At 70.4% G+C, this 25,350-nt stretch carries 22 protein-coding genes; 9 read left to right on the forward strand and 13 right to left on the reverse strand.

Annotated elements, in window-relative coordinates; translation table 11 throughout:
- The first annotated feature begins 26 nt into the window (after window positions 1–26).
- Window positions 27–494 (forward strand): GNAT family N-acetyltransferase, encoded by a 468-nt coding sequence (locus ACWC2B_RS17700; RefSeq protein ID WP_450717423.1) that lies wholly within the window; start codon window positions 27–29, stop codon window positions 492–494.
- 48 nt (window positions 495–542) lie between these two features.
- On the opposite strand, the gene galK is transcribed toward ACWC2B_RS17700, so the two are convergent.
- Genes galK through galT form a run of 3 tightly spaced genes read right to left on the reverse strand, consistent with a single transcriptional unit; the run spans window position 543 to window position 3,701 of the window.
- On the reverse strand, window positions 543–1,688 hold the full coding sequence (galK, locus tag ACWC2B_RS17705; RefSeq protein WP_450717425.1) for a galactokinase: 1,146 nt from the start codon (window positions 1,686–1,688) through the stop codon (window positions 543–545).
- Window positions 1,681–2,649 carry a UDP-glucose 4-epimerase GalE gene (gene galE, locus ACWC2B_RS17710; RefSeq protein ID WP_450717427.1) on the reverse strand — a complete coding sequence of 323 codons (969 nt, stop codon included), beginning with the start codon at window positions 2,647–2,649 and terminating at the stop codon, window positions 1,681–1,683. The genes galK and galE overlap by 8 nt, the downstream gene beginning before the upstream one ends.
- A complete protein-coding gene (gene galT / locus ACWC2B_RS17715) occupies window positions 2,646–3,701 on the reverse strand; it encodes a galactose-1-phosphate uridylyltransferase (RefSeq protein WP_450717429.1) in 1,056 nt (351 codons plus the stop codon). The genes galE and galT overlap by 4 nt, the downstream gene beginning before the upstream one ends.
- A 228-nt stretch (window positions 3,702–3,929) precedes the next feature.
- Between galT and ACWC2B_RS17720 the strand changes: the two genes are divergently transcribed.
- Window positions 3,930–5,600 carry a sodium:solute symporter family protein gene (locus ACWC2B_RS17720; RefSeq protein ID WP_450717431.1) on the forward strand — a complete coding sequence of 557 codons (1,671 nt, stop codon included), beginning with the start codon at window positions 3,930–3,932 and terminating at the stop codon, window positions 5,598–5,600.
- A 15-nt stretch (window positions 5,601–5,615) separates the two neighbouring features.
- A complete protein-coding gene (locus tag ACWC2B_RS17725; protein WP_450717433.1) occupies window positions 5,616–5,891 on the forward strand; it encodes a hypothetical protein in 276 nt (91 codons plus the stop codon).
- 218 nt (window positions 5,892–6,109) lie between these two features.
- Here ACWC2B_RS17725 and ACWC2B_RS17730 read toward each other — a convergent pair whose 3' ends face one another.
- From ACWC2B_RS17730 to ACWC2B_RS17745, 4 genes are all read right to left on the reverse strand, one after another.
- Complete coding sequence (locus ACWC2B_RS17730) at window positions 6,110–6,799, reverse strand: helix-turn-helix transcriptional regulator (protein ID WP_450717435.1); 690 nt, start codon at window positions 6,797–6,799, stop codon at window positions 6,110–6,112.
- A gap of 290 nt (window positions 6,800–7,089) precedes the next feature.
- Window positions 7,090–8,922, reverse strand: coding sequence for an outer membrane protein assembly factor BamB family protein (locus tag ACWC2B_RS17735; protein ID WP_450717437.1), 1,833 nt, complete (start codon window positions 8,920–8,922; stop codon window positions 7,090–7,092).
- Window positions 8,923–8,968: 46 nt separating this feature from the next.
- The gene (locus ACWC2B_RS17740) at window positions 8,969–10,636 is read right to left on the reverse strand and encodes an outer membrane protein assembly factor BamB family protein (RefSeq protein ID WP_450717439.1); all 1,668 of its coding nucleotides are present in this window, start codon (window positions 10,634–10,636) and stop codon (window positions 8,969–8,971) included.
- A 335-nt stretch (window positions 10,637–10,971) separates the two neighbouring features.
- Complete coding sequence (locus ACWC2B_RS17745) at window positions 10,972–12,777, reverse strand: ABC-F family ATP-binding cassette domain-containing protein (protein ID WP_450717441.1); 1,806 nt, start codon at window positions 12,775–12,777, stop codon at window positions 10,972–10,974.
- Between the two features lie 158 nt (window positions 12,778–12,935).
- On the opposite strand from ACWC2B_RS17745, the gene ACWC2B_RS17750 reads away from it, so the two are divergent.
- The 4 genes from ACWC2B_RS17750 to ACWC2B_RS17765 all read left to right on the forward strand — a co-directional run bounded on the left by ACWC2B_RS17750 (window position 12,936) and on the right by ACWC2B_RS17765 (window position 15,454).
- Window positions 12,936–13,562 (forward strand): lipoprotein, encoded by a 627-nt coding sequence (locus ACWC2B_RS17750; RefSeq protein ID WP_450717443.1) that lies wholly within the window; start codon window positions 12,936–12,938, stop codon window positions 13,560–13,562.
- A 111-nt stretch (window positions 13,563–13,673) separates the two neighbouring features.
- Window positions 13,674–14,510, forward strand: coding sequence for a helix-turn-helix domain-containing protein (locus ACWC2B_RS17755; protein WP_450717445.1), 837 nt, complete (start codon window positions 13,674–13,676; stop codon window positions 14,508–14,510).
- Complete coding sequence (locus ACWC2B_RS17760) at window positions 14,507–14,749, forward strand: DUF397 domain-containing protein (RefSeq protein WP_450717447.1); 243 nt, start codon at window positions 14,507–14,509, stop codon at window positions 14,747–14,749. Before ACWC2B_RS17755 ends, ACWC2B_RS17760 begins: the two co-directional genes overlap by 4 nt.
- A gap of 174 nt (window positions 14,750–14,923) precedes the next feature.
- Window positions 14,924–15,454: a Uma2 family endonuclease gene (locus ACWC2B_RS17765; protein ID WP_450717449.1), complete on the forward strand. Its 531-nt coding sequence runs from the start codon at window positions 14,924–14,926 to the stop codon at window positions 15,452–15,454.
- A gap of 2 nt (window positions 15,455–15,456) precedes the next feature.
- Here ACWC2B_RS17765 and ACWC2B_RS17770 read toward each other — a convergent pair whose 3' ends face one another.
- The 6 genes from ACWC2B_RS17770 to rsmI all read right to left on the reverse strand — a co-directional run bounded on the left by ACWC2B_RS17770 (window position 15,457) and on the right by rsmI (window position 21,623).
- On the reverse strand, window positions 15,457–16,359 hold the full coding sequence (locus ACWC2B_RS17770) for a 4-(cytidine 5'-diphospho)-2-C-methyl-D-erythritol kinase (RefSeq protein WP_450717451.1): 903 nt from the start codon (window positions 16,357–16,359) through the stop codon (window positions 15,457–15,459).
- Window positions 16,360–16,832: 473 nt separating this feature from the next.
- Window positions 16,833–17,696, reverse strand: coding sequence for a 16S rRNA (adenine(1518)-N(6)/adenine(1519)-N(6))-dimethyltransferase RsmA (gene rsmA, locus ACWC2B_RS17775; protein ID WP_450717453.1), 864 nt, complete (start codon window positions 17,694–17,696; stop codon window positions 16,833–16,835).
- Window positions 17,693–19,135, reverse strand: coding sequence for a ubiquitin-like domain-containing protein (locus tag ACWC2B_RS17780; protein WP_450717455.1), 1,443 nt, complete (start codon window positions 19,133–19,135; stop codon window positions 17,693–17,695). Before ACWC2B_RS17780 ends, rsmA begins: the two co-directional genes overlap by 4 nt.
- 136 nt (window positions 19,136–19,271) lie before the next feature.
- The gene (locus tag ACWC2B_RS17785; protein WP_450717457.1) at window positions 19,272–20,144 is read right to left on the reverse strand and encodes a TatD family hydrolase; all 873 of its coding nucleotides are present in this window, start codon (window positions 20,142–20,144) and stop codon (window positions 19,272–19,274) included.
- Window positions 20,145–20,177: 33 nt separating this feature from the next.
- Window positions 20,178–20,543: a hypothetical protein gene (locus tag ACWC2B_RS17790; protein WP_450717459.1), complete on the reverse strand. Its 366-nt coding sequence runs from the start codon at window positions 20,541–20,543 to the stop codon at window positions 20,178–20,180.
- A 192-nt stretch (window positions 20,544–20,735) separates the two neighbouring features.
- Window positions 20,736–21,623: a 16S rRNA (cytidine(1402)-2'-O)-methyltransferase gene (rsmI, locus tag ACWC2B_RS17795; protein ID WP_450717461.1), complete on the reverse strand. Its 888-nt coding sequence runs from the start codon at window positions 21,621–21,623 to the stop codon at window positions 20,736–20,738.
- A 109-nt stretch (window positions 21,624–21,732) separates the two neighbouring features.
- Between rsmI and ACWC2B_RS17800 the strand changes: the two genes are divergently transcribed.
- Together ACWC2B_RS17800 and ACWC2B_RS17805 are read left to right on the forward strand one after the other, a co-directional pair.
- Window positions 21,733–23,550, forward strand: coding sequence for a dolichyl-phosphate-mannose--protein mannosyltransferase (locus tag ACWC2B_RS17800; protein ID WP_450717463.1), 1,818 nt, complete (start codon window positions 21,733–21,735; stop codon window positions 23,548–23,550).
- 132 nt (window positions 23,551–23,682) lie between these two features.
- A complete protein-coding gene (locus ACWC2B_RS17805) occupies window positions 23,683–25,308 on the forward strand; it encodes a penicillin-binding transpeptidase domain-containing protein (protein WP_450717465.1) in 1,626 nt (541 codons plus the stop codon).
- The last annotated feature ends 42 nt before the right edge of the window (window positions 25,309–25,350 follow it).

Genomic DNA, 25,350 nt, shown 5'->3' on the forward strand with positions numbered 1-25,350 from the left:
GTGCCCGAATGTTTAGGGTGAGTTCCATGTTTCGTATCGAGACAGAAGTGGACAAGACCCGGCGGGCACAGCTGCACCGGCGGCTGCGGGACACCAACACCGAGCGGTCTCCGGTGCTGCGCGCGCTGCGCGGGACGCCGTCGGAGAAGGAAGTGCCGCTCCATGTCTGGGGGTTGAACGAGGCGGGGCTGCTCGCGGGGGGCCTGGTGGGGCGCACCTGGGCGAGCTGGCTGCACGTGGACCTCCTGTGGATCGACGCGGGGCTGCGCTCGGGGGGCTTCGGCTCCCAACTCCTCACCGCTGCCGAGGAGTTGGCACGCTCCGAGCGGGGTTGTGACTTCGCCCGGGTGGAGACGTGGGACTTCCAGGCGCCGGGGTTCTACCGCAAGCGGGGGTACGAAGTGGTGTGCGCCATCCCTGACTATCCGCCGGGGGTGACGGAGTACACCCTGACCAAGCGGCTGGGCCGCGCCGCGGGCGAGGCCGCGAGCTGACCCGGCACGCCTGGGGCTGCGCCCCAGGCCCCGGGGGCAGGGGCGCCCTCACCCCACCCGCCGCGCCCCCGCCGACGGCACCGCCTCGAAGACCCGAGGGCGGGTCAGGCCGGCCCCCTCGAAGGCCGCCACCAGGGCCTTCGACACCGGCCCCACCGCCGGCTCCTCCACAAGGACGATCGCCGAGCCTCCGAAACCCCCGCCCGTCATGCGCGCGCCCAGCGCCCCGGCCGCCACCGCCGTGTCCACCACCAGGTCCAGCTCCGCGCAGGACACCCGCAGGTCGTCCCGCAGGGAGGCATGGCCCTCGGTCAGGACGGGGCCGACGCCACGGACGTCGCCCGCGGCCAGCAGCGACGCCACCCGCGCCACCCGTTCGTTGTCGCTCACCACATGCCGTACGTAGTCCCGCACGGTCGGGGACGACAACTGCACCAGAGCCTCCGGGAGTTGTGCGTAGGCGACTTCGCGCAGGCTCCGTACACCCAGCTCCCGCGCGCCCCGCTCGCAGCCGGCGCGCCGTTCGGCATACGCGCCGTCCCCCAGCGCATGTTTCACGCGGGTGTCGACGACCAGGAGCCGCAGACCGTGCGCCGGCAGATCGAAGGGGATCTGGCGCATGGCCAGGTCCCGGGTGTCCAGGTGCAGCACGTGGCCCGCCGTGCAGCACGCCGACGCCGTCTGGTCCATGATTCCGCACGGGACTCCCACGAAGGAGTTCTCCGCCTGTTGCGCCAGCCGCGCCAACTCATCCATTGACAAATGGATTTGGAACACGTCGCGCAGCGCGAGGGCCGTCACCACCTCCAGCGCCGCCGACGACGACAGGCCCGCGCCCGTCGGCACCGTCGACGTCAGGTGGATGTCGGCGCCGGTCACCTCGTGGCCGGCCTCGCGCAGCGCCCACACCACGCCCGCCGGGTATGCCGCCCAGCCCGCGCCGGACAGCGGTTCCAGCTCGTCGACGCGGAGTTCAACGAGCGGGCCGTCGATGTCCGCCGAGTGGATCCGCAGCACCCCGTCCGTGCGCCGGGACACCGCCGCCACCGCCGTGTGCGGCAGGGCGAGCGGCATGACGAAGCCCTCGTTGAAGTCGGTGTACTCGCCGATGAGGTTGACCCGGCCGGGGGCCGCCCACACCCCGTCCGGTTCGGTCCCGTACAACTCCCGGAAGGCGGCGGCCACTTCACTCACCGGCGTGCTCCGTCCGCCGCGCGAACGCCCAGGCGTCCGCCACGATTCCGGCGAGGTCGGCGCGCGAGGGCTGCCAGCCCAGGCGTTCGTGGGCGCGCGCCGCGGAGGCCACCAGGACCGCCGGGTCGCCGCCGCGCCGGCCCGCGACGACCTCGGGGACCGGGTGCCCGGTCACCTTGCGTACGGTCTCCACGACCTCGCGGACCGAGAACCCGTTGCCGTTGCCCAGGTTGCAGACCAGGTGCTCGCCCGCCGTCGCCGCGTCAAGCGCGAGCAGGTGCGCCTCGGCCAGGTCCGCCACGTGGATGTAGTCCCGTACGCACGTGCCGTCGGGGGTCGGGTAGTCGTCGCCGTAGATCGAGATCGACTCCCGCTGCCCCAGCGCCACCTGCAACACCAGCGGGATCAGGTGCGACTCCGGGTCGTGGCGTTCGCCGCAACCGCCGTACGCGCCCGCCACGTTGAAGTAGCGCAGCGACACCGCGGCCAGGCCGTGGGCCGCGCACTCGCCCGCGATCATGTGGTCGACCGCCAGCTTGGAGGCGCCGTACGGGCTGGTCGGGGCCGTCGGGTCGGTCTCGGTGACCGGGGTCGAGACCGGTTCGCCGTACGTGGCCGCCGTGGACGAGAAGACGAGCCTGCGCACGCCCGAGCCGCGCATCGCCGCGAGCAGGGCCATCGTGCCGCCGACGTTGTTCGCCCAGTACTTCTCGGGGTTCACCACCGACTCGCCCACCTGCGAGAACGCCGCGAAGTGGAGGACCGCGTCGAAGGAGGGGTCGAGCCACTTGGCCGCGTCCTGCACGCGGCCCTCGATGAGGTGCGCCCCGGCCGGGACCGCCTCGCGGAAGCCGGTGGAGAGGTCGTCCAGGACGGTCACCTCGTGGCCGGCCTCGACCAGGTGGGCCGCCACCACGCTGCCCACGTACCCCGCACCGCCCGTCACCAGGTACTTGCTCACTTGCTTGCCACCTCTCGCAGTCGCTCGGCCGCGGCCTCCGGCGGCACGTCATTGATGAACACGCTCATGCCGGACTCGGAACCCGCGAGGTATTTCAGCTTGCCGGAAGTGCGTCGGATGGTGAAAAGCTCAAGATGGAGCCCGAACTCCGCACGGTCGACGGCGCCCTCGCCCCGGAACGGTGCCTGGTGCCAGGCGGCGATGTAGGGGGTGGGCGGCTCGTCGGGGCCGAAGATCCGGTCGAAGCGCCTCAAGAGTTCCAGATAGATCTGTGGGAACTCCGTGCGCGCGCCGTCGTCGAGCGCCCGCAGGTCCGGGACGCGTCGCTTGGGGTGCAGATGGACCTCGTACGGCCAGTGCGCGGCGTACGGCACGAACGCCACCCAGTGTTCGCCCTCCAGGACCACCCGTACGCGATCGGTGAGCTCCCGCTCGACCACGTCGTCGAAGAGGTTGCGGCCGCCCGTGCGCTCGCGGTGCTCGGCGAGCGAGCGGAGCATGAGGGCGGTGCGGGGAGTGGTGAAGGGGTAGCCGTAGATCTGGCCGTGCGGGTGGCCGAGGGTGACGCCTATTTCGGCGCCGCGGTTCTCGAAGCAGAACACCTGCTGGACTTGCGGGAGTTCGGCGAGTTCGGCGGTGCGGTCGGTCCAGGCCTCCAGGACGAGCGCGGCCTGTTCCTCGGTGAGGTCGGCGAAGGACGCGTCGTGGTCGGGGGTGAAGCAGACGACTTCGCAGCGGCCGGAGTCACCCGCGAGCGAGGGGAAGCGGTTCTCGAAGACGACGACGTCGTAGTCGGCGGCAGGGATCTCGCTGAGCCGCCCGTCGCGCGACGGGCACAGGGGGCACTCGTCGGCCGGCGGGTGGTAGATGCGGGCCTGGCGGTGGGAGGCGATGGCCACCGCGTCGCCGAGCAGCGGGTCGCGGCGGATCTCGGACGCGGTCGACACCGCATCGAGCGGGCGCCGGTCCGTCTCGTCCCGTACGAGGTCGTCACGCGAGTCGTAGTAGAGCAGCTCACGACCGTCGGCGAGCCGGGTCGACGTCTTCTTCACCTGCAACCTCCACCATCCAACAGAACCGCACACAACAAACCACAAGCCAACAGCCTCCGTCAATGGGCGCGCAAGCGGTTGCCATGGATGATCAAGTACGGCGCCAGGTCCGGTCGCCATCCACGCTCGATCACAATCAAACAAACAATCTCATCAAAAGTGTTCAGTTTCTGAACATGGAGGCGTAGGTTCCCGTCCGGATCAGTAAGCGCGACGAAGCGAGTACGCATGCAATACCTGGCCGCGGGGCTTCGGCTCCCCACCAACGGGCTCGATTACACGATTCTGGCGATCTACTTCATCGTCGTTCTGGGCATCGGCTTCGCCGCCCGCGCCAGCGTGAAGACCAGCCTCGACTTCTTCCTGTCGGGCCGGTCGCTGCCGGCCTGGGTGACCGGGCTCGCCTTCGTCGCCGCCAACCTCGGCGCCACCGAGATCCTGGGCATGTCCGCGACGGGCGCCCAGTACGGCGTCGCGGTCGTGCACTGGTACTGGATCGGCGCGATCCCGGCGATGGTCTTCCTCGGGCTCGTGATGATGCCCTTCTACTACGGGTCGAAGGTCCGCTCCGTACCGGAGTTCCTGCTCCAGCGCTTCGACAAGTCGGCGCACCTGCTGGCCTCGGCGCTCTTCGCGTTCGCCGCGGTGCTGATCGCGGGCGTGAACCTGTACGCCCTGTCGATCGTCGTGGAGGCGCTGCTCGGCTGGCCGCAGTGGGTGGCGATCGTCGTCGCCGGGCTGTTCGTGCTCGCGTACATCACCATCGGCGGGCTCTCCTCGGCGATCTACAACGAAGTGCTCCAGTTCTTCGTGATCCTGGCCGCGCTCATACCGCTGACCATCCTGGGTCTGAAGCGGGTCGGCGGCTGGGACGGCCTGACGAGTTCACTCAGGACGAGCCACGGTGACAACTTCCTGTCCGCGTGGGGCGGCACCGGCATCGGCCAGGCCAACCCGCTGGGCGCGAACTGGCTGACCATCGTGCTCGGGCTCGGCTTCGTGCTGTCCTTCGGCTACTGGACGACCAACTTCGCCGAGGTGCAGCGGGCACTGTCCGCGAAGAACCTGAGCGCGGCCCGGCGCACCCCGCTGATCGCCGCGTTCCCGAAGATGTTCATCGTGTTCCTGGTGATGATCCCGGGCCTGGTCGCGGCCGTACTCGTACCCAAGATCGGCACGGCGGGCTCGGACCTGACGTACAACGACGCGATCCCGCTGCTCATGCAGGAGCTGCTGCCCAACGGCGTGCTCGGCATCGCGGTGACCGGGCTGCTCGCGGCGTTCATGGCGGGCATGGCGGCGAACGTGTCGTCCTTCAACACCGTGTTCACGTACGACATCTGGGCCAAGTACGTGAAGAAGGACCAGCCGGACGGGTACTACCTGAGGTTCGGGCGCCTGATCACCGCGATAGGGGTTCTGGCATCCATCGGTACGGCGTTCATCGCCTCGTCCTTCTCCAACATCATGGGCTACCTCCAGACGCTGTTCTCCTTCTTCAACGTGCCGATGTTCGTGGTGTTCGTGATCGGCATGTTCTGGAAGCGGGCGTCGGTGAAGTCGGGGGTGTGGGGGCTGCTCGCGGGCACCACGGCGGCGATGGTCAACTACTTCTGGATCTACAAGCACGGTGTCGTGTCCATCCCGACCGACCAGGGGGCGAACTTCGTCTCCGCGATCGTCGGCTTCGTGGCTGGCGCGGTGGTGATGGTGCTGGTCACCCTGTTCACGGCGCCCAAGCCTGCGGCTGAGCTCGCGGGCCTGGTGTACGGGACGAAGTCGCCCGGCGTCGAGGAGCCGCCCGCCGAGGGCGACGCCGCCTGGTACCGCCGGCCGGCCCTGCTCGGCTGGGGCGCGATCGTGCTGGCCGCGCTCTGCTACGTCCCCTACTCCTTCTGACCGGAGGTCACTCAAATGTCTGAACTGCAGCGTGAAGTCTCCGAGTTGGAGCGGAAGTCGGCGACGGCGGCCCGGTTGTTCGACATCCGCCGCATCATCGGCGGGCTGTTCACCCTGTACGGGGTGATTGTGGGCGGGGCGGGAGTCTTCGCGTCGTCCGCGGACCTGAAGAAGGCGCAGGGGGTCAACATCAACCTCTGGACGGGCTTGGGGATGCTGGCCCTGGGGGTCTTCTTCCTGGTGTGGCTGAAGCTACGGCCTACGGCTCCGCCTGTACCTGAGGACGGCTGAGGGGTTCCGCGGGGTGCGGGTCGGTTGTGTGCGGCCTGTACGTGGCTGATCGCGCCCGCGCGGCGGAGCCGCACAATGTCACAGCCCCGCGCCCCTAGCAGCATTCCTGGTCCGCACGGACATCTTCAGCCCGTCCGGCGATTGAGGACGAGCGCCCTTCAGGCGCGAACGGGGTCTGGGGCGGAGCCCCAGCGCACCGCCCCGCCCCGCACCGGTGGCTAAGGCGTTTCCGAGGGGGCGGCCGGCTGGGCCGCGCGGTCCAGGAGGCCCGTTCTCGCGGCCAGCGCCGCCGCCTCCAGGCGGGAGCCGACCCCCAGTTTCATCAGGACTCTCTGGACGTGGGTCCGGGCGGTCGAGGGCGCTATTCCCATGCCCGCCGCGATGAGCCGGGTGTCCTCGCCGTCCGCCACCCTGACCAGGACTTCCACCTCGCGCGGGGTGAGGAGTTGGAGGAGGCGCTGGCCCTCGTCGTCGGGCTGGGCGGCCGGGTTGAGGAGTTCGGCGAACGCGCCCTGCAACAGTTGCGGGGCCACGGCCGCCTCGCCCGCCCTGGCCTTCACCATCGCCCGCTCGACGCCCTCTATGCGCTCGTCGTGGCGCACGTATCCCGACGCCCCGGCCGCGAACGCCGCCGCGATTCCGCGCGGGCTCGGCACCGGGCCGAGCACCACCACGGCCACCTGCGGCCGCTCCCGTTTGATCCGTACGATCGGGTCGAACACCCCTGGTTCGGCAGGCGAGGCCGTGCCGAGCAGGCACACCTCCGGTGCCCGGCTCACCACCAGTTCGGCGGCCCCGGCGACCGGAGCCGCAGCGGCGAGCACCCGGTGGCCCCGCAGTTTCAGCGCCGAGGCGAGTGCCTCGGCGAGCAGCCGGTGGTCGTCGACCACCATGAGCCGCACGCCCATCGAGCTACCCCCACTCCCCCGGGCCCTCCCCAGCTCCACGAGCTGAGGGCAGCCCACTCGGACCCCCCGGTCCCCGGCCCCTCTTGCCCCGGCAAGCTACACGCTTGTTCGACGCCGCGCGCCCCTTACCGGTAAGAAGCCCCCGGAATGCCGAATTCTCCGCCATTCAGGGCCGGTTGAGGAAGAAGGAGGGGAAGTAAAGGGGCGAACTCGGCCCATGCGCAGGGAAATGAGAAGGCCCCGGTGGCGGAGAATCAACTCCGCCACCGGGGCCTTCGCTCGTCCGTGGCTCAGCTCGTGCCGGTCGCCATGAACAGGAACTTCTTGTCGGCGTCGCTCGCCGAGTACGGCTTGCTCAGGCGCACCGCGCCCAGGTACAGGCGGCCGTTGGCGTAGAGCGTCTCGGAGTACTTCGGCGAGAACGACGTGATCGCGTCGCGGACCGCGCGGTCGGCCGGGTTCTCCAGGAGCAGCGTCGACTTGAGGCTGCCGCCGTCGATGCTGACGACCTGGGTGCCCTTGTTGTACGGGGCGTCCTTGTACGCGATGACGTTGTTGCCGTCCATGCGCATCGGGTACAGCGTGTAGCCGTCGCCCGCGTCCGCCTTGCCGGGCACGGGCTGGCCGGTGGTGAGGTCGAAGGCGAGGATCTCGTTGGTGCGGCCGAGCGAGCCGGAGGATCCGGCGGCGGCGTTCTCGTGCTGCTCGGTCGGCACGTACAGCCTGCCGTTGCCGGCCGTGACCATCTTGCACTTCTCGACGGAGGTGCCGTCGCAGTCGGCGGCGTACTTGTCGCCGGGGGCCGGGATGCGGGCGAGCAGCTTGCCGGTCTTGGCGTCGACGGAGAAGAAGTCCGAGATGCCGCTGCCGTCGCCGGCGCTCTGGCCGACGTCGGCGGCGAGCACCAGCGGGCTGGTGGAGACGATGTGGGCGTACTGGATGCCGGGCAGCATCTTGTACGTCGAGGTCGGCTGGCCCGACTTGGGGTCGAGGGTCTGGATGTTGATGGTGGGCTTCTCGTAGTCGCCGCACTTGCGGACCGCCACGAGTGCGTCACCGCCGCCGTAGCCGACGTCCTTGCACTGGTCGGCGGTGGTGGTGGGCTTCCACAGTTCCTTGCCGGTGTTCAGGTCCCAGGCCGCGCCGCCGTCGAGGCCGCCCGCGGCGACGGTGCCCGCGCCGAGGGTGATCTCGTCGAAGCGGGTCTTGCGGTCGCCGTTGGCGCCCTTGATGTTCGCCTGCCACAGCAGCTTGCCGGTGTTCAGGTCGAGGCCGGCGGCCTCGGTGCAGGAGGCGAACTTGGAACCGGCCTCCTGGCTCTCGAAGGCGAACGCGGTCTTGCCGTCGGCCGAGACGTGCGTGGTCGACTCGCAGACGTTGCCGGTCAGCGGGAGCTTCCAGAGCGGGGTGCCCTTGGCCGGGTCGTAGCCGACGATCTCCTTGACGCCGGACTTGACGTACACCTTGTCGGTGAGCCAGGAGCCGTTCACCGCGGTGAGGTCGGTGACCTTGGGCTGGGGCGTCTGGAAGAGCACCTTGGCGGAGGTGTTGGCGGGGGCCTTCTCCTTGCCGCCGCCTCCGGTCGCGCTGCCGCCGGTGTCGCCCTTGGCGCCGCCGGTGTCCCCGGACTTGGCGTCGCTCTTGCCGTCGTCCTTGCTCGCGTACCAGACGCCACCGCCGACGATCAGGGCCACCGCGACGACCGCCGCGACGATGATGATCATCTGGGTGTTGAGCTTCTTGCCTCCGCCGGGCTGCCCGCCGGGGCCGGGCGCGCCCGGCGTCGCGTACTGCGGCTGCATCGGCTGGGTGGCGGGCTGCGGCGTCGGGTAGCCGTAACCGGCCTGGCCGGGCTGGCCCGGCTGCTGCGGCTGGCCCGGGTAGCCGTAGCCGGGCTGCTGCGGCGGGGTCTGCGGGTAGCCGTACGCCGGGGGCGGGGTGCCGGGTGTCTGCGGGTAGCCGTAGCCGGGCGGGGTCGCGGGCGGCGGGGTGCTCGGCGGGCCCGCGGGCGGCGGCGGGGTGGGCGCGCCGAACCCGGGGGCCGGGGGCTGCTGCGGGGCGCCGAAGCTCTTGGGCGCGTCCTCGGGCTGCGGTGGCTGGTGGGGCTGGGGTGGCTGACTCATGCCGGGGGGACCTCTGACTGGAAGGCGGGGACGGGGAGTTGGGGCGTCACTTGCCGAAGGACAGGAGCGAGTTGTCCCTCTGGTCGCCCTTGGGGCTCTTCACCCGTCCGTTCAGCATGAAGAACCGCCCGCCGGCCCATGCCAGGTGCGGGCCGAAGAAGTTCCGCTCGGTACTGCCGGCCGCCGCCGGGCTCTGGAGGGTGATCGTCGGGGTGCCGCCGGTCGCGGGCAGGGTCGCGATCGCGGCCCCCGTGTCGTCGATGCCGGGCTCGATGTAGAGCACGACGTTGCCGCCCTCGACGGCCAGCGGCTGCATCATGCGGCCCTTGGGCGCGGCCGCGTGCCACTTCTCCTTGCCGGTGCCGAGGTCGATGGCGACCACGTCGTTGCTGCGGCCGACCCCGAGGTCGCCGCTGTCCTTGCCGTCGGTGGAGATGTAGAGGGTGTTGGCGTCGGCGGCCGTGCCCGAGCAGTCCTGGAGTTTGCGTTCGGTGATGCCGAAGCCGCTGCAGTTCGCGGTCAGCTGGGACTTGGAGTCGACCTGCGAGCGGACCTTGCCGTCAGGGTTGAAGGTGGAGATGTTCCACGTCTTCTTGTCCTTGTTGGTGGCGTAGACGACCAGCGGGTCCATCGAGTAGACGCGCCGGATCGACCAGCCCTTTTCGTACTGGTAGTTCCACTTGGGCTTGCCGGTGGCCGGGTCCAGCTCCTGGAGGAGCTCCGACTGCGGGGCGTCCATGCTGGTGTTGTTCGGGTCGGTGCAGGTGCCCACGGAGATCAGCTTGGGGCCGCCGGCGAACGCGTCGGAGCGGCAGTTGCCGGTCTTCGGGGTGCCGTAGAGCTTCTTGCCGTCGGTGATGGAGAACCCGCTCGCGCCGCCCATGCGGGCAAGCACCACGGTGTTGCCGCTGATCGCCATGTCGCCGCCGACCATGATGTCGAAGAGGCCCTCCGACGGCACCGGAGCCTTCCAGCCCGCCTTGCCGGCGGCCAGGTCGACCATCTGGAGCTGGTTGCACTTGGCGTCCTTGGTGTTGTTCTCCTGGACGCCGAAGACGATCTTTCCGTCCGCGGTGGTGTCGTGCGGGGCGCCGCAGATGGGGGTGTCCAGGGACGCCTTCCACTTCTCCTTGCCGTCGCCCACGGCGTAACCGACGACCTCCTTGTACATGGCCTTGACGACGACGTCGCCCAGGCGCCAGGGGCCGTACTGCTCGGCGCCGTTCTGAGTCAGCGGGGTCTCGTTCTCGTGCAGCCAGACCCGCGCCTCGCCGGGCTTGATCCCGCCGTTGATGTCGTTGGAGTCGCTGCCCCCGTCGCCCTTGCCGTCGCCCTTGTCGACGGAGGGCGAGCCGGAGGGCTGTGCGCTGTTGCTCTTGTCGGCGAGGGGCTTCTTGTCGTCACCGCCGCCGCTCGTCGCGAAGTACACGCCGCCGCCGATGACCAGGAGGCCCGCGACCGCCGCGGCCACGATCATCAGGGGCTTGCCCTTGAACGGGTTCTTGCCACCGCCCTGCGGCGGCACCGGTGCGCCCGGGTACTGCGGCTGACCGGGGTAGCCGTAGCCGCCCTGCTGGGTCTGCGCGTAGGGGTTGGGGCCGGTCGGGGGCTGGCCCGGGTAGCCGTAGCCGGGCTGGGCCTGCGGCGGGGCCGCCTGCGGGTAGCCGTAGCCGGGCGCTCCGGCCGGCGGAGTCGGCGGCATCTGCGGCGGCATGCCCGGCGGTGTGGGGGGCGCGGCCGGCATCTGCGGCGGCTGGGGCGGCGGCCCCTGCGGCTGGGCAGGCGGTCCCTGAGGCTTGTCCTGCGGTGCTCCGAAGCCCCCCTGCGGCGGCTGGGAACTGGGCGGCTGGGTCACAGCGAGATACCCCCGAATTTGCGTCTTTGCGTCTTTACGTCAGTCGAACGGAGCTACTTTGTATCACTCGGAGCACCACACGCCACGGGCCGGTCGCCCCTGTTCCCAAGGGAGAACCGGCCCGTAATGCCGCCGTTACTGAGTCTGTACGCCGTCTCTACGCAAGCGCCGCAAGACGCTCGTAAAGGTGTGCCTCAGGCCTCCTCGGCCAGTTCGAGCCAGCGCATCTCCAACTCGTCGCGCTCGGCGATCAGTTCGCGCAGCTCGGCATCCAGTTTCGCCACCTTCCCGAAGTCCGTGGCGTTATCGGCGATTTGCGCATGCAGATTGGTCTCGCGGTCGGAGATCTTGTTGAGCTGCCGCTCGACCTTCTGGAGTTCCTTCTTCGCGGCGCGGGCGTCCTGGGCCGAGACGGTGCTCGCGGGCTTGGCGGAGGGGGCCGCGACCGGAGCCGGCGCGGACTCGATCATCCGCTGCCTGCGCTCCAGGTATTCGTCGATGCCACGCGGCAGCATCCGCAGCGTGGCGTCGCCGAGCAGCGCCCACACGTGGTCGGTGGTGCGCTCGATGAAGAACCGGTCGTGGGAGATGACGACCATGGAGCCGGGCCAGCCGTCGAGGAGGTCCTCCAGCTGGGTCAGCGTCTCGATGTCGAGGTCGTTGGTGGGCTCGTCGAGGAAGAGCACGTTGGGCTCGTCCATGAGGAGACGGAGCAGCTGGAGCCGCCGCCGCTCACCACCGGAGAGGTCCCCGACGGGAGTCCACTGCTTCTCCTTCGAGAAGCCGAACTGCTCGCAGAGCTGGCCGGCGGTCATCTCACGGCCCTTGCCGAGGTCGACGCGGTCGCGGATCTGCTGGACGGCCTCCAACACCCGCAGGGCGGGCGGGAGTTCGGCGACGTCCTGCGAGAGGTAGGCGAGCTTCACGGTCTTGCCGACGACGACCTTGCCCACCGCCGGCTGGGCCTCGCCCGCGGTGCGCCAGGCCTCGGTCAGCGCGCGGAGCAGCGAGGTCTTGCCCGCGCCGTTCACGCCGACCAGGCCGATGCGGTCGCCGGGGCCGAGCTGCCAGGTCAGGTGCTTGAGCAGCAGCTTCTCGCCCGCCTGGACGGTCACGTCCTCCAGGTCGAAGACGGTCTTGCCGAGCCGGGCGTTGGCGAACTTCATCAGCTCGCTGGTGTCGCGCGGCGGCGGCACGTCGGCGATGAGCTCGTTGGCGGCCTCGATGCGGTAGCGCGGCTTGGAGGTACGGGCCGGGGCGCCGCGGCGCAGCCAGGCCAGCTCCTTGCGCATGAGGTTCTGCCGCTTGGCTTCCTCGGTGGCGGCGATGCGCTCGCGCTCGGCGCGCGCGAAGACGTAGTCGGAGTACCCGCCCTCGTACTCGAACACCGAGCCCCGCTGGACGTCCCACATGCGGGTGCAGACCTGGTCGAGGAACCAGCGGTCGTGGGTGACGCAGACGAGCGCGGACCGCCGTGCCTGGAGGTGCCGGGCGAGCCAGCTGATCCCTTCGACATCGAGGTGGTTGGTCGGCTCGTCGAGCACGATCAGATCCGGCTCACCGATGAGCAGCTTGGCGAGCGCGATACGGCGCCGCTCGCCACCGGAGAGCGGCGCGATGACGGTGTCCAGGCCCTGCGAGAACCCGGGCAGGTCGAGCCCGCCGAACAGGCCCGTCAGTACGTCGCGGATCTTGGCGTTGCCGGCCCACTCGTGGTCGGCGAGGTCGCCGATGACCTCGTGCCGGACGGTGGCCTGGGGGTCCAGCGAGTCGTGCTGGGTGAGCACGCCGAGCCGCAGCCCGCCCACGTGCGTGACCCGCCCGGTGTCCGGCTCCTCCAGCTGGGCGAGCATCCGGATCAGGGTGGTCTTGCCGTCGCCGTTGCGCCCGACGACACCGATCCGGTCCCCTTCGGAGACGCCGAGGGAAACACCGTCGAGCAGGGCACGGGTCCCGTACACCTTGCTGACTGCCTCGACATTGACCAGGTTGACGGCCATTTCACTCCTGAGCAGGGGGATGGATCGTCATCCAGGGTAGTCGCCGCGGGGGGTCGGACAGCGTGCGGTGCGCGATCAGGGGATCATACGTTCGGTAATCCGGGGTTCACGTCCTCGGTTCGCGAGTTGCCATACGAGTTTTAAAGGGGCGGGGGCTCATGAAGCGGAATGCGGTGCGGGGCGCGGTGGCGCTGGTGCTGGCGGGGGCGGCACTGACGGGGTGCGGCAAGGAGAAGGCGTCGTCGCCGTCGAGCCCGGCCAAGCCCTCGCAGGGCTCGGCGACGGCGGCCAAGGGCGGCACAGTGGGGGCGACGGGCTCGGCCTGCACCCTGCCCGTCGCCTTCGATCTGGCGGCGAAGTGGAAGGCGAAGCCTGTGGAGCCGGACCCCGCGGACTCCCCGCTCGCCGGACTCAGCAAGCAGGGCCCGTTCACGATGGCCTGCGAGATGGATGCGAAGCCGGCGGGGAACGTCGGCTTCATGCGCGCCTGGACCGACACCGCCAAGTCCGGCACGCCGCGCGCGGCCCTGGAGGCGTTCGTCGGCGCGAACAAGAACGCGAGCAAGGCGGCGTACAAGGAGATCAAGGCGGGCGCGTTCCCGGCGACCGAGGTCGTCTACGAGACGTACAACAAGCTGATGGACGAGTCGAAGCAGGAGCGGGCCCTGGCGGTGGTCACCCCGAAGGGCACGCTGGTCCTGCACCTGAGCGGACTGGACACGCAGGAGCAGACGGAAATGCTCCCGGCGTACGAGCTGGCGAAGACCAGCATGCGGGCCGCCTAGCGATCCGTACGCTGAGCGAGCGTACGGACACGGAGGGTGGACGGTACGGCCGTCAGCGGTCACCCTGGGTGAGTTGAGCGGGGAGATCAACTCACCGGAAGGTGGCGGCACATGACCGACGACTGGGAGTACGGCGCGGGCGAGCCCGTTTCGTCCGACAGCCTGAAGACGTTCGGGGCGTTCGTCCAGGGCCTGCGCGAACACGCCGGCCTCACCCGCGAAGACCTCGCGTCGCTGGTCCGCTTCTCCAAACACACCGTGGAATCAATCGAGTTGGGCCGCCGCATGCCGGACCGCGACTTCGTGGACCGGGCGGAGGATCCGCTGGGCGGCACGGGGGCACTGAAGAAGGCGTACCGCCATCTGACCCGGCATCCTGGGTTGGCGGCGTGGTTCCGAGAGTGGGCCCGCCGGGAACGGACGGCGGTAAGCCTGTGCACGTACGAATGCCGCATGGTGCCGGGGCTGTTGCAGTCGGAGGCGTATGCGCGCACGCTGTTCCAGAACGCCGTACCGCCCCTCACCGACGAGCAGGTGGAGAGCCAGCTCATCGCGCGGATGGAACGCCAACGGCTGCTGCTGGAGCGGCCGAACGTGCCGTTCAGCTTCATCGTGTCGGAGGCGGTGTTCCGGGAACGGCTGGGCGGTGTGGAGGTGACGCGGGACATGCTGGACCACGTGCTGGAGAGCACGAAGCCTCGTAACGTGACGCTCCAAATCATGCCTCTGGGTTGCGAGTTCCACGCTTGTCTGGATGGACCAGTCGCGCTGCTGGAAGGGCCGGACGGGAAGCGGTACGCATACTCCGAGGGGCAGATGATCGGGCGCCTAATCAGCGACCTGAAAGAGGTAGGCCCCCTCCAGCAGGCGTATGACACACTGCGCTCGCAGGCCCTCAACCCAGCTGAATCACGGGACCTGTTGGAGCAAATCCGAGGAGCCCTATGAGCAGCACAGAACTCACCTGGTTCAAGAGCAGCTTCAGCGGCACGCAGGGCGACAACTGCGTAGAAGTCGCCCTCGCATGGCACAAGTCGAGCTACAGCAGCCCTGATGGCGACAGCTGCGTAGAGGTCGCGGTCTGCCCGGCCACCGTCCACGTACGCGACTCCAAGGACAAGCAGGGTCCGCAGTTCGCCGTCTCGGCGCGGGCGTGGACCGCGTTCGTCGCGGGGCACCGGGGCTGACGACCGGCCTGGGTCGAACAGGACACGACCACGTCACCCTTCGTAGTGACGTGATCGGAAAGCGGCGGCCATCGTGGACGGGCAGGCCGAAGGATCCCGTCCATGGAAGAAACCATGAACGCTGACGAGCCCGTCGAGTACTAGTGGCCCCGACCGCCTCAGGACGGTTACACCGTGGACGACCTGTTCACGCTGCCCGAGCTCCCGTCGCGGACCGAGCTGATCGACGGGAGCCTGGTCTTTGCGAGCCCGCAGCACAACTTCCACACCGACGTGATGGACGTGTTGGTCAACGGCCTGCGCCGTGATCTACCCGCCGCCTTCAAGGTCAAGCGGGAGATGACCGTCGTTCTCGACAACCGCAATGGCCCCGAGCCCGACGTCATCGTGGTCAGGGCCGAGTCGGTCGCCGGACCGGACCAGACGCGCTATCGCGCGGAGGACGTGCTGCTGGCCGTCGAGGTCGTGTCCCCGGATTCCGAGTCCCGGGACCGTACGACGAAGCCGCAGAAGTACGCCGCCGCCGGTATCCCGAACTTCTGGCGGGTCGAGCGGGGCGGCGACGGCAGTGAGCCGGTGGTTCACGTCTACGAGCTCGACCCGCTGACCAAGGCGTACGTACACATGGGCATGCAGCGCGAGCAGCTCAAGGTAGGTAAGCCCTATGCCATCGAGATCGATCTCACCGGCGTGGACGAGCTCTGAGCTCAGGCGGGCAGAATCGTCGCGCCGTGGGCGGGTGCGCTGGTCACCCGCGCGGTGCGGCAGGTGTCCGATGCAGTGAGGGCCGCCGCGACCTTCTCCGCCGACTCCGGGTCGGCGCACAGGAAGGCCGTGGTCGGGCCCGAGCCCGAGACGAGGGCGGCCAGGGCGCCCGCCCGCTTGCCCGTCTCCAGGGTGTCCGCGAGGGAGGGGCGCAGGGACAGGGCGGCCGGCTGGAGGTCGTTGGTGAGGGCGGCCGCGAGGGCCTTCGCGTCGCCGGTGCGCAGCGCGTCCAGGAGGGCGGGGGAGGCTACGGGGTCGGGGGCGTCCGGGGTGAGGCGGTCGAACTCGCGGTACACCGCCGGGGTGGAGAGGCCGCCGTCCGCCACCGCGAACACCCAGTGGAAGGTGCCGCCCACTTCCAGCGGGGTGAGCTTCTCGCCGCGTCCCGTGCCGAGGGCTGCTCCGCCGACGAGGCTGAACGGTACGTCGCTGCCCAACTCGGCGCAGATGTCGAGGAGTTGGGACTGTTCGGCGCCCGTGCCCCACAGGGCGTCGCAGGCGAGGAGCGCGCCCGCGCCGTCCGCGCTGCCGCCTGCCATGCCGCCCGCTACGGGGATGTCCTTGTCGATGTGGATGTGGACGTTCGGCTCGATGCCGTGGCGGGCCGCGAGGAGCTCCGCCGCTCGGGCCGCCAGGTTGGTGCGGTCCAGGGGGACCTGGGCGGCGTCCGGGCCGGTGCAGGTGATGCGGAGTTCTTCGGCGGGGGTCACCGTGACGGTGTCGTAGAGGGCGACGGCGAGGAAGACGTTGGCGAGGTCGTGGAATCCGTCGGGGCGGGCGGGGCCCACGGCGAGTTGGGCGTTGACCTTGGCGGGGACGCGGACGGTGACGGTGCGGGGGGTCACGGGGCGGGCTCCTTCGGGTGCGGGCGGTTCATTTTCCCCCACCCCGCCCCTTCCCGCTGCAACACTCTGCGGCTCCGCCGCGTGGCCTCCGGGGGTGAAGGACCCTGGGGGCTCCGCCCCCAGACCCCCGTTCGCGCCTAAAGGGCGCTCGTCCTCAAACTCCCCCAAGGCCTTAAGGGCCAGGGGGACCCCCATGACGGGCTGAAGATGCCGATCTGAGCCAGCATGATCCTGCTAGGGGCGCGGGGCTGTGACATTGTGCGGCTCCGCCGCGATGGGGGTCCCCCCTGTTCATGGGGGTCCCCCCTGTTCGAGCGAAGCCGAGAACTTGGGGGAGAAGCCGAGAACTTGGGGGAGCGACGAGCCACGCACGGTCCGCAGCCGAACGCCATCCCCCGGAGGCCACGCGGCGGAGCCGCAGAGTGTCACAGCGGGAAGGGCCGGGGGGAGGAAAAGCCCGCCGCAAGCGGCGCCTAGCTCGGCCTGTTCTCAGCGATCCGCGCGAATTCCTCCACCGTCAGCGCCTCGCCCCGCGCCTGGGGGGAGACTCCCGCCGCCACCAGGGCCGCTTCCGCCGCCGCAGGCGAGCCCGCCCACCCCGACAACGCCGCCCGCAGGGTCTTGCGGCGCTGGGCGAACGCCGCGTCCACCACCGCGAAGACCTCCGCCTTGGAGGCCGACGTCGCCACCGGGGACGTACGACGGACCAGGGACACCAGGCCCGAGTCCACGTTCGGCGCCGGCCAGAACACGTTCCGGCCGATCGACCCGGCCCGCTTGACGTCCGCGTACCAGTTCGCCTTCACCGAGGGCACCCCGTACACCTTGTTGCCCGGCTTCGCCGCGAGGCGGTCGGCGACCTCGGCCTGGACCATGACCAGGGTGCGTTCGATGCTCGGGAAGCGGCCCAGCATGTGGAGGAGGACGGGGACCGCCACGTTGTACGGGAGGTTCGCCACCAGTGCGGTCGGGGGCGGGCCCGGCAGGTCCTGGACCAGCATCGCGTCGGAGTGGACCAGAGCGAAACGATCCGCACGCCCCGGCATGCGCGCCGCGATCGTCGACGGGAGCGCGGACGCCAGGACGTCGTCGATCTCGACCGCCACCACCCGGTCCGCCGCCTCAAGGAGCGCCAGGGTCAGCGAGCCCAGGCCCGGGCCCACCTCCACCACCACGTCGTCGGGGCGGACCTCGGCGGTGCGCACGATGCGGCGGACCGTGTTGGCGTCGATGACGAAGTTCTGACCGCGCTGCTTGGTGGGGCGTACGCCAAGCGCCGCGGCCAGTTCGCGGATGTCGGCGGGGGTAAGGAGGGCGTCGGGCTCAGTGGTGCTCACCGATACAGCCTACGGCCGCAGTGCGGCCACGGGCTCGCCCCCCGGCTCACGAACAGCTTCTTCGCCCGGAACGTCTGCTCGCCGGCCGGAGCCTGCTCGGGCCGCCCGCTGCCGCCGAGCGCGTGCCAGGTGCCCGCGTCGAACTGGTACAGCCCGCCGTACGTGCCCGACGGGTCGAGCGCGCTCGGGCGGCCGCCCGACTCGCAGTGGGCCAGGCCGTCCCAGTTGAGGTGGTCGGCGCCGCCCACCGAGGACGGCAGCGCCTTGGTGCCGACCTTGACCTGCTGGGTGACCGGTTCGCGCACGACCTCCTCGTCCACCTTCTTCGGCTTCTGCTTGACGCCGTTGACCGTCCGCAGCGCGTACGTGACCTTGCGGGCGCCCTGCTCGCCCTGGCGGACCACGATCTGCGTGCCCGTGAACAGCGTGTCGTCCTTGGTCTTCTCGACCTTGAACGGGATGGGCTCCTCCCGCACCTCCTTCGTTCCGCTGATCCGCATGACCGTGACCGTCTGCCCGTCGCGGGGGAAGGACGTGGGCGGTACGGAGGTCGTGTCCTGGCCCTGGAGGGAGATGCCCGCTTCCCCGAGGGCGTCGGCGACGGTGGCCGCGTTGGTGCGCAGGGTGCGTTCGCGGCCGTCCGCGAGGAAGGTCACCGAGCGTTCGGTGCGTACGTCGAGGGTGAGGCCCTCGCGGCCGATCTCCGAGGAGCGGGACGTGGACAGGAAGGCGCCCTCGGCGCGCACGCCGAGCTGGCGCAGGGCTCCGTCGACGGTGCGGGCCGTCGTCCACACCTGGTGGCGCTGGCCGTCCAGGGTGAGCTGGACGGGGCGGCCGTAGCGCACCACGACCTCGTCGCCTCCGGCGAGCGCGGCGGCGGGGCCGGGTGCCACGAGGTCGTGCGCCCCGACCGGCACGTGCTCGTCGCCGAGAAGTTCCTCGACGCTGTCGGCGAAGGTGTGCATGGTGCGCGGTACGCCGTCGACGGTGAGCTTGACCGCCTTGTCGCTGGCGACGAACGCGGAGGTGCCGCCCGCCAGGAACGCGACGACCAGGGCCTGCGGGAGGAGGCGGCGCAGCGCGTCGGGCCCGCCCGACGACTTGCGGCGCCGGGCCGCCCGGCGCGCCTCGGCCCGCCCCCCGGCCTCCGGGTCCTGGCGGGGCACCGCGGGTTCGCGCGGCTCGGGGAAGTGCACCGGGGCGACCTGGGTCTCGTGGTCCGCGTACGCGGGCGTGAAGCCGCGGTACCGGGGCGCGGGCGGGCCGAACGAGGTCGTCGCGGAAGCCTCGTCGGTACCCGTGACGACCCCGTGCTCGGCACCCGTGGCGATCCCGTAGGGGGGCGTTGCCGTGGCGACACCGTACGGAGGTGTTGCCGTGGCGGTCGCGGCGCGCTGGCCGCCGCGTGCGGCACGGTGACTGCCCTGCGAATTGCTCACGACGCTCCAGGGTCCGGTCCGATGGTGCGGCCCGGGACACTAGCGGAGCGGCGGTCACTCTCCAAAGCAATTCGACTACGCAGCGTTGTGGCACTACCCTGTGCGCCGCCCGACAGCGACCGGATTCTGTTATGGGTCAGTAATCAAACGCGCGCGCGGTGTTGTCCGCGATCGCCGCGGCCAGCACGTCTTCGCCGATGCCCTTCACGGCCGCCATGGCCCGCACCGTGACCGGAATGAGATACGGCGCATTAGGCCGTCCGCGGTACGGCACCGGGGTGAGGAACGGCGCGTCGGTCTCCACGAGAACGAGTTCCAGCGGGGCGACGGCGAGGGCGTCGCGCAGCGGCTGGGCGTTTTTGAAGGTCATGTTTCCCGCGAAGGACATGAAGTACCCGGATTCGGCGCAGAGTTCGGCCATTTCCGCGTCGCCGGAATAACAGTGGAAGACGGTCCGTTCGGGGGCGCCTTCCTCACGCAGAATACGCAGCACATCGGCGTGCGCCTCGCGATCATGGATGACGAGCGCCTTGCCCTGCCGCTTGGCGATCTCGATGTGCGCCCGGAACGACCGCTCCTGGGCGGCCTTGCCCTCGGGCCCGGTGCGGTAGTGATCGAGGCCGGTCTCGCCGACGGCCTTCACCCAGGGCAGTGCCGCGAGCCGCTCGATCTCGGCGAGGGCCTCGTCCAGTGCGCCGTCGCCACCGGGGCCGCGCGCACCCTGGCGCGACCAGCCGTCGGGGTCGCCGTGGACGATCCGGGGGGCTTCGTTGGGGTGCAGGGCCACGGCCGCGTGCACGGGCGCGTACGCCTCGGCGGTCTCCGCCGCCCACCGGGAGCCCTTCACGTCGCAGCCCACCTGGATCACGGTGGTGACGCCCACGGCCGCGGCCTTCTCCAGGGCCTGTTCGACCGTGCCGTCCTGCATGTCCAGGTGGGTGTGCGAATCGGCCACCGCCACTCCGAGGGGCTCGGGCAGTGGCGGTGGGGCATCCTTGGCGGCACTCATACGCCCGATCCTACGAAAGGCGTACGCCCCGGGTCACTTGCGGTGGAAGGGGTGCAGGAGGTCCGACAGGTGCCAGTGGTGCTCCGGCTTCGCGTCGGTCTCGGCCGCGTCTTCCAGTTCGGACTTGGCCGGCTGCGGTTCGTGGTCCTTGAGCCACTGCTGTGCGGTCGAAACCCGCCCGGCACGCATGATGCGCACCACGTGCCCGCCGCAGTTGAGGCAGGTGGGGGCGGACAGCGGGGACGGCACCCGTTCGCCGTTGGCCTTGTACACGACGAATGCCTGGCCAGTGGCGTCTGTATGGTGCTCTATTTCGTACGCCTGTTCCCAGCCGTATCCACACCTCATGCACGCGAAGGCATACGCCTCGTGTGCCGTGGTCTCAGCGATCTCACTCATGTGCCGGCTCCTCTTGTCCGCTGGACAAGCTCTTGCGAGCGCTCTTGCGAGCGGGGGCGAAAGCGTCCCCGATCCAGGAGACGCCTTTCGCTGCCAAAACGCATCAGGGGCTGTCGAGAGTTGGCATGGTCTTGGCCTTTCCTAGGGCTGCGTGCTTTTCTCCGCCCCGGCGCGCGGCCTGCGTTTTACTTTTTACGATAGTCCTTTACCCGCCGCAGGGCTCTGACGTGCCGCATTCTTTGCCGCCACCACCGCGTCGAAGACCTCGCGCTTGGGTAGACCCGTCTCGACGGCGACGGCCGCGATGGCCTCCTTGCGCCGCTCCCCCGCCTCTTCGCGGACCTGTACGCGCCTGACCAGCTCGGCTTCGTCGAGGTCGGCCGGGCCCGTATCGGGCGCACCCTCGACAACGACGGTGATCTCGCCGCGCACGCCCTCGGCCGCCCACTCGGCGAGGTCCTTCAGCGGGCCGCGCTTGACCTCCTCGTACGTCTTGGTCAGCTCCCGGCACACCGCCGCGCGCCGCTCGGCGCCGAACACCTCGGCCATCGCGGCCAGGGTGTCGTCGAGCCGGTGCGGGGCCTCGAAGTAGACCATCGTGCGCCGCTCGTCGGCGACCTCGCGCAGCCGGCCGAGGCGCTCGCCGGCCTTGCGCGGCAGGAAGCCCTCGAAGCAGAACCGGTCCACCGGAAGCCCGGACAGGGCGAGCGCGGTCAGCACCGCCGAGGGGCCCGGCACGGCCGTGACCTTGATGTCCTTCTCGACGCAGGCCGCGACCAGGCGGTACCCGGGGTCGGAGACCGACGGCATGCCCGCGTCCGTCACGAGCAGCACCCGGGCGCCGCCTTCGAGGGCCTCGACCAGCTCGGGCGTGCGCGCCGACTCGTTGCCCTCGAAGTAGGAGACGACCCGGCCCTGGGTGTGCACGCCGAGCGCCTGGGTCAGCCGGCGCAGGCGCCGGGTGTCCTCGGCGGCGACGACGTCGGCCCGCTCCAGTTCGGCGGCGAGCCGGGGCGGGGCGTCCGCGGTGTCGCCGATGGGGGTGCCTGCGAGTACGAGAGTTCCGGTCACACGAACCATCCTCGCAGCCCGGCGACCGTGCGACCGCCGGGCCGGGGCACGGGCGCGACCATGCGTCGGCAGGGCCCGGCCACGGGACTCCCATAGGTGAGTTCCCTACGATGGCGCGGTGACCAGTACTGCGCCACAGACCCTGCCGGGCCACGAAGCCGGGGACGAGCCGCCCTCCTGGCCGCACCGCATGCGCCGGTTCGGCCATGTCGTGCGGCCGAGAACCGGGCTGCGCGAGCGCCTGGTGCCTCCGTTCGCCCGGCCCTCCGGGCGGCTGTGGACGGTGCTCGGCATCCCACCCCTGTGGGCGGCGCGCATCGTGCGCTGGTCGGGCTGGGCGGGGCCGCTCCTGGTGACGCTGGTCGCCGGGCTCATGCGCTTCTGGCACCTGGGCGCCCCGCACGCGGTGATATTCGACGAGACGTACTACGCCAAGGACGCCTGGGCACTCATCAACCACGGCTACGAGGGCGACTGGCCGAAGGACATCGACAAGTCGATCCTCGCCAATCCGGACCTCATCTCGGTGCCGACCGCGCCGGGCTATGTGGTGCACCCGCCGGTCGGCAAGTACCTCATCGGCATCGGCGAGAAGATGTTCGGCTTCACTCCGTTCGGCTGGCGCTTCATGGTCGCCGTGCTCGGCACCCTGTCGGTGCTGCTGATCTGCCGCATCGGGCGGCGCCTGTTCCGCTCGACGTTCCTGGGATGCCTGGCGGGCGCGCTGCTCGCGGTCGACGGGCTGCACTTCGTGATGAGCCGCACCGCGCTGCTCGACACGGTCGTGATGTTCTTCGTCGTGGCCGCGTTCGGCTGCCTCCTTGTCGACCGCGACCGTACGCGAGCGAAACTGGCGGCCGCGCTGCCCGAGGGCGAGGACGGGCTGCTGCGCCCGGACGCGGAGGTCGCGGCGACCTTGAGGTTCGGCTGGCGGCCCTGGCGGATCGGGGCCGGGGTCATGCTGGGCCTGGCCTGCGGAACCAAGTGGAACGGCCTCTACATCCTGGTCTTCTTCTGCGTGATGGCGGTGCTGTGGGACGTGGGCGCCCGGCGCACGGCGGGGGCGGTCACCCCCTACCGGGCGGTCCTTCGCCGGGACGTGTTCTGGGCGTTCCTCTCCACAGTGCCGGTCGCGATCGCCACGTACATGGCGTCGTGGACCGGCTGGTTCGTCACCGACAAGGGGTACGGGCGGAACTGGGCGGACGGCCGCGCGGGCCTGTCCCCCGACCACATCAAGCTGCCGGTCATCGGCACCATCAACCACCTGCCGCAGTTCGACCTGAGCTGGGTGCCGGCCTCGCTGCGCAGCTTCTGGCACTACGAGACCGAGGTCTACAGCTTCCACGTCGGCCTCACCGAGGGCCACACCTACCAGTCGAACCCGTGGAGCTGGCTGATCCTGGGCCGGCCCGTCTCGTACTACTACGAGAGCCCGAACCCCGGCACCCAGGGCTGCCCCTCGAACACGAGCGGCAAGTGCGCCGCCGAGGTCCTCGCGCTCGGCACCCCGCTGCTGTGGTGGGCCGCCTGCTTCGCGGTCCTGTACGTCCTGTGGCGCTGGATCTTCCGGCGCGACTGGCGGGCCGGGGCGATCGCGTGCGGCATCGCGGCCGGCTACCTGCCCTGGTTCATGTACCAGGAGCGGACGATCTTCTTCTTCTACGCGGTCGTGTTCGTGCCGTTCCTGTGCCTGGCGGTGGCGATGATGATCGGCGCGATCATCGGGCCACCGCAGGCAGCGCGCGGCGCAGCCGCTCCAGGGGAGCCGGGGCTTGCCGCCGGGGAACGGCGGCGGGCTGTGGGCGCGATCGGGGCGGGTGTGCTCGTCCTGCTGATCGTCTGGAACTTCGTGTACTTCTGGCCGATCTACACCGGCACGGCCATCCCCGTCGACTCGTGGCGCAGCCGGATGTGGCTGGACAGCTGGGTGTGATGCCGGTCGCGTTCGGGTAACCGTTCGACAACTGAGAGCACTGCTGTCGCTGCCGTCCCGTAGAGTCGCCCCCAAGTAACCCTTGAACACGTTCAAGAGGTTCGGGGGACTCCTGGGGAGGGGAACTGCGGAATGCGCAGTGGAGCGAAGGTCGCCATCGTGGGCGGGGTGTTCGTAGTAATAGCCGGAGGCGTGGCGTACGGGGGCTACACGCTGGTCGGCGGGGGTGACGGCAAGGGCTCCGGTGGGACGCACACGCAGGGCGCGCCCGCGCGCACCGGGCCGCCGGGCGCGGACGAGATCAAGGAGACGTCCACCGGCTTCTTCCAGGCCTGGGCGAAGGGCGACGCCGCGGGGGCCGCCGCCCTGACCAACAACCAGCAGGGCGCCTCGGCCGCGCTGACCGGCTTCCGCGACCAGGCGCACCTCACGAACGTGGTGGTCACCCCCGGCGCGCCGAACGGGGCGGTCGTCCCGTACACGGTCAAGGCCGACGTCTCCTTCGAGGGGAAGACGGCCCCGCTGTCCTACGCCTCCCAACTCACCGTCGTACGCGGCCAGTCCACGCACAAGGCGCTGGTCGACTGGCAGCCCGCCGTGCTGCACCCGCAGCTGAAGACGGGCGAGCACCTGGTGACGGACAAGGCGCAGAACCCCGAGATCCAGGCCGTCGACCACAAGGACCGCCCGCTGACCAAGGAGCAGTACCCCTCGCTCGGCGCGATCCTGGACGGCCTGCGCCAGAAGTACGGCGCCAAGGTGGACGGCACGCCCGGCATCGAGCTCCAGATCCAGGGCAACGGCGCCCCGGCCCGCACGCTGATCACCCTGCAGAAGGGCACGCCGGGCAAGCTGAAGACGACCCTCGACGCGGATGTGCAGGCGGCCGCCGAGAAGGCGGTGAAGGGCTTCGGAGAGTCGTCGGTGGTGGCCGTCAAGCCGAGCACCGGTGAGATCCGGGCGGTCGCGGACAACCGCACCGACAAGTTCCCGGCGTCGCTCCAGGGCCGGGTCGCACCCGGCTCGACGATGAAGATCGTCACGGCGGCGATGCTGATCGAGAAGGGCAAGGCGGCCGCGGACAAGCCCACCGAGTGTCCGGCGGACGCGATGTGGCAGGGCGTCACCTTCCACAACCTCAACAACTTCTCGATGGACGGCCAGCCCTTCTCCAAGAGCTTCGCCCGGTCCTGCAACACCGCCTTCATCAAGCTCGTCGACGACGTGAACGACGACGGGGCGCTGGGGCGCGTGGCGGCCAACTACTTCGGCATCGGCCAGGACTGGAAGGTCGGCGTGCCGTCCTTCGACGGCAGCGTGCCCGCCTCCGCGGGTGCCGAGACGGCGGCGGCGTACATCGGGCAGGGCAAGGTGCAGATGAGCCCGCTCGACATGGCGTCCATCGCGGCGACCGCGAAGTCGGGCCAGTTCCGTCAGCCGGTGATCGTGCCGCAGTCGCTCGACGGCCGCGCGCTGGCGCAGGCCAACCCGCTGCCCTCGGGCGTCGCCGACCAGCTGCGGGACATGATGCACATCACCGCGACCGCCTCCTACGGGACCGCGACCGTGGCCATGGAGAGCGTCGGCGGGGCCAAGGGAGCCAAGACCGGGTCCGCGGAGAAGGACGGTCAGAACAAGTCCGACAGCTGGTTCACCGGCTACAGCGACGACCTCGCGGCCGCCGCCCTCGTGCAGTCCGGCGGGCACGGCGGAGACGCGGCGGGGCCCATCGTCGCGCAGGTCCTGCGCGCGGGCTGACCTGCCGCCGGGCTGCGGACGCAGGCCCTGCCCCCCCTCGCA

The sequence above is a fragment of the Streptomyces sp. NPDC001415 genome (assembly GCF_053597395.1).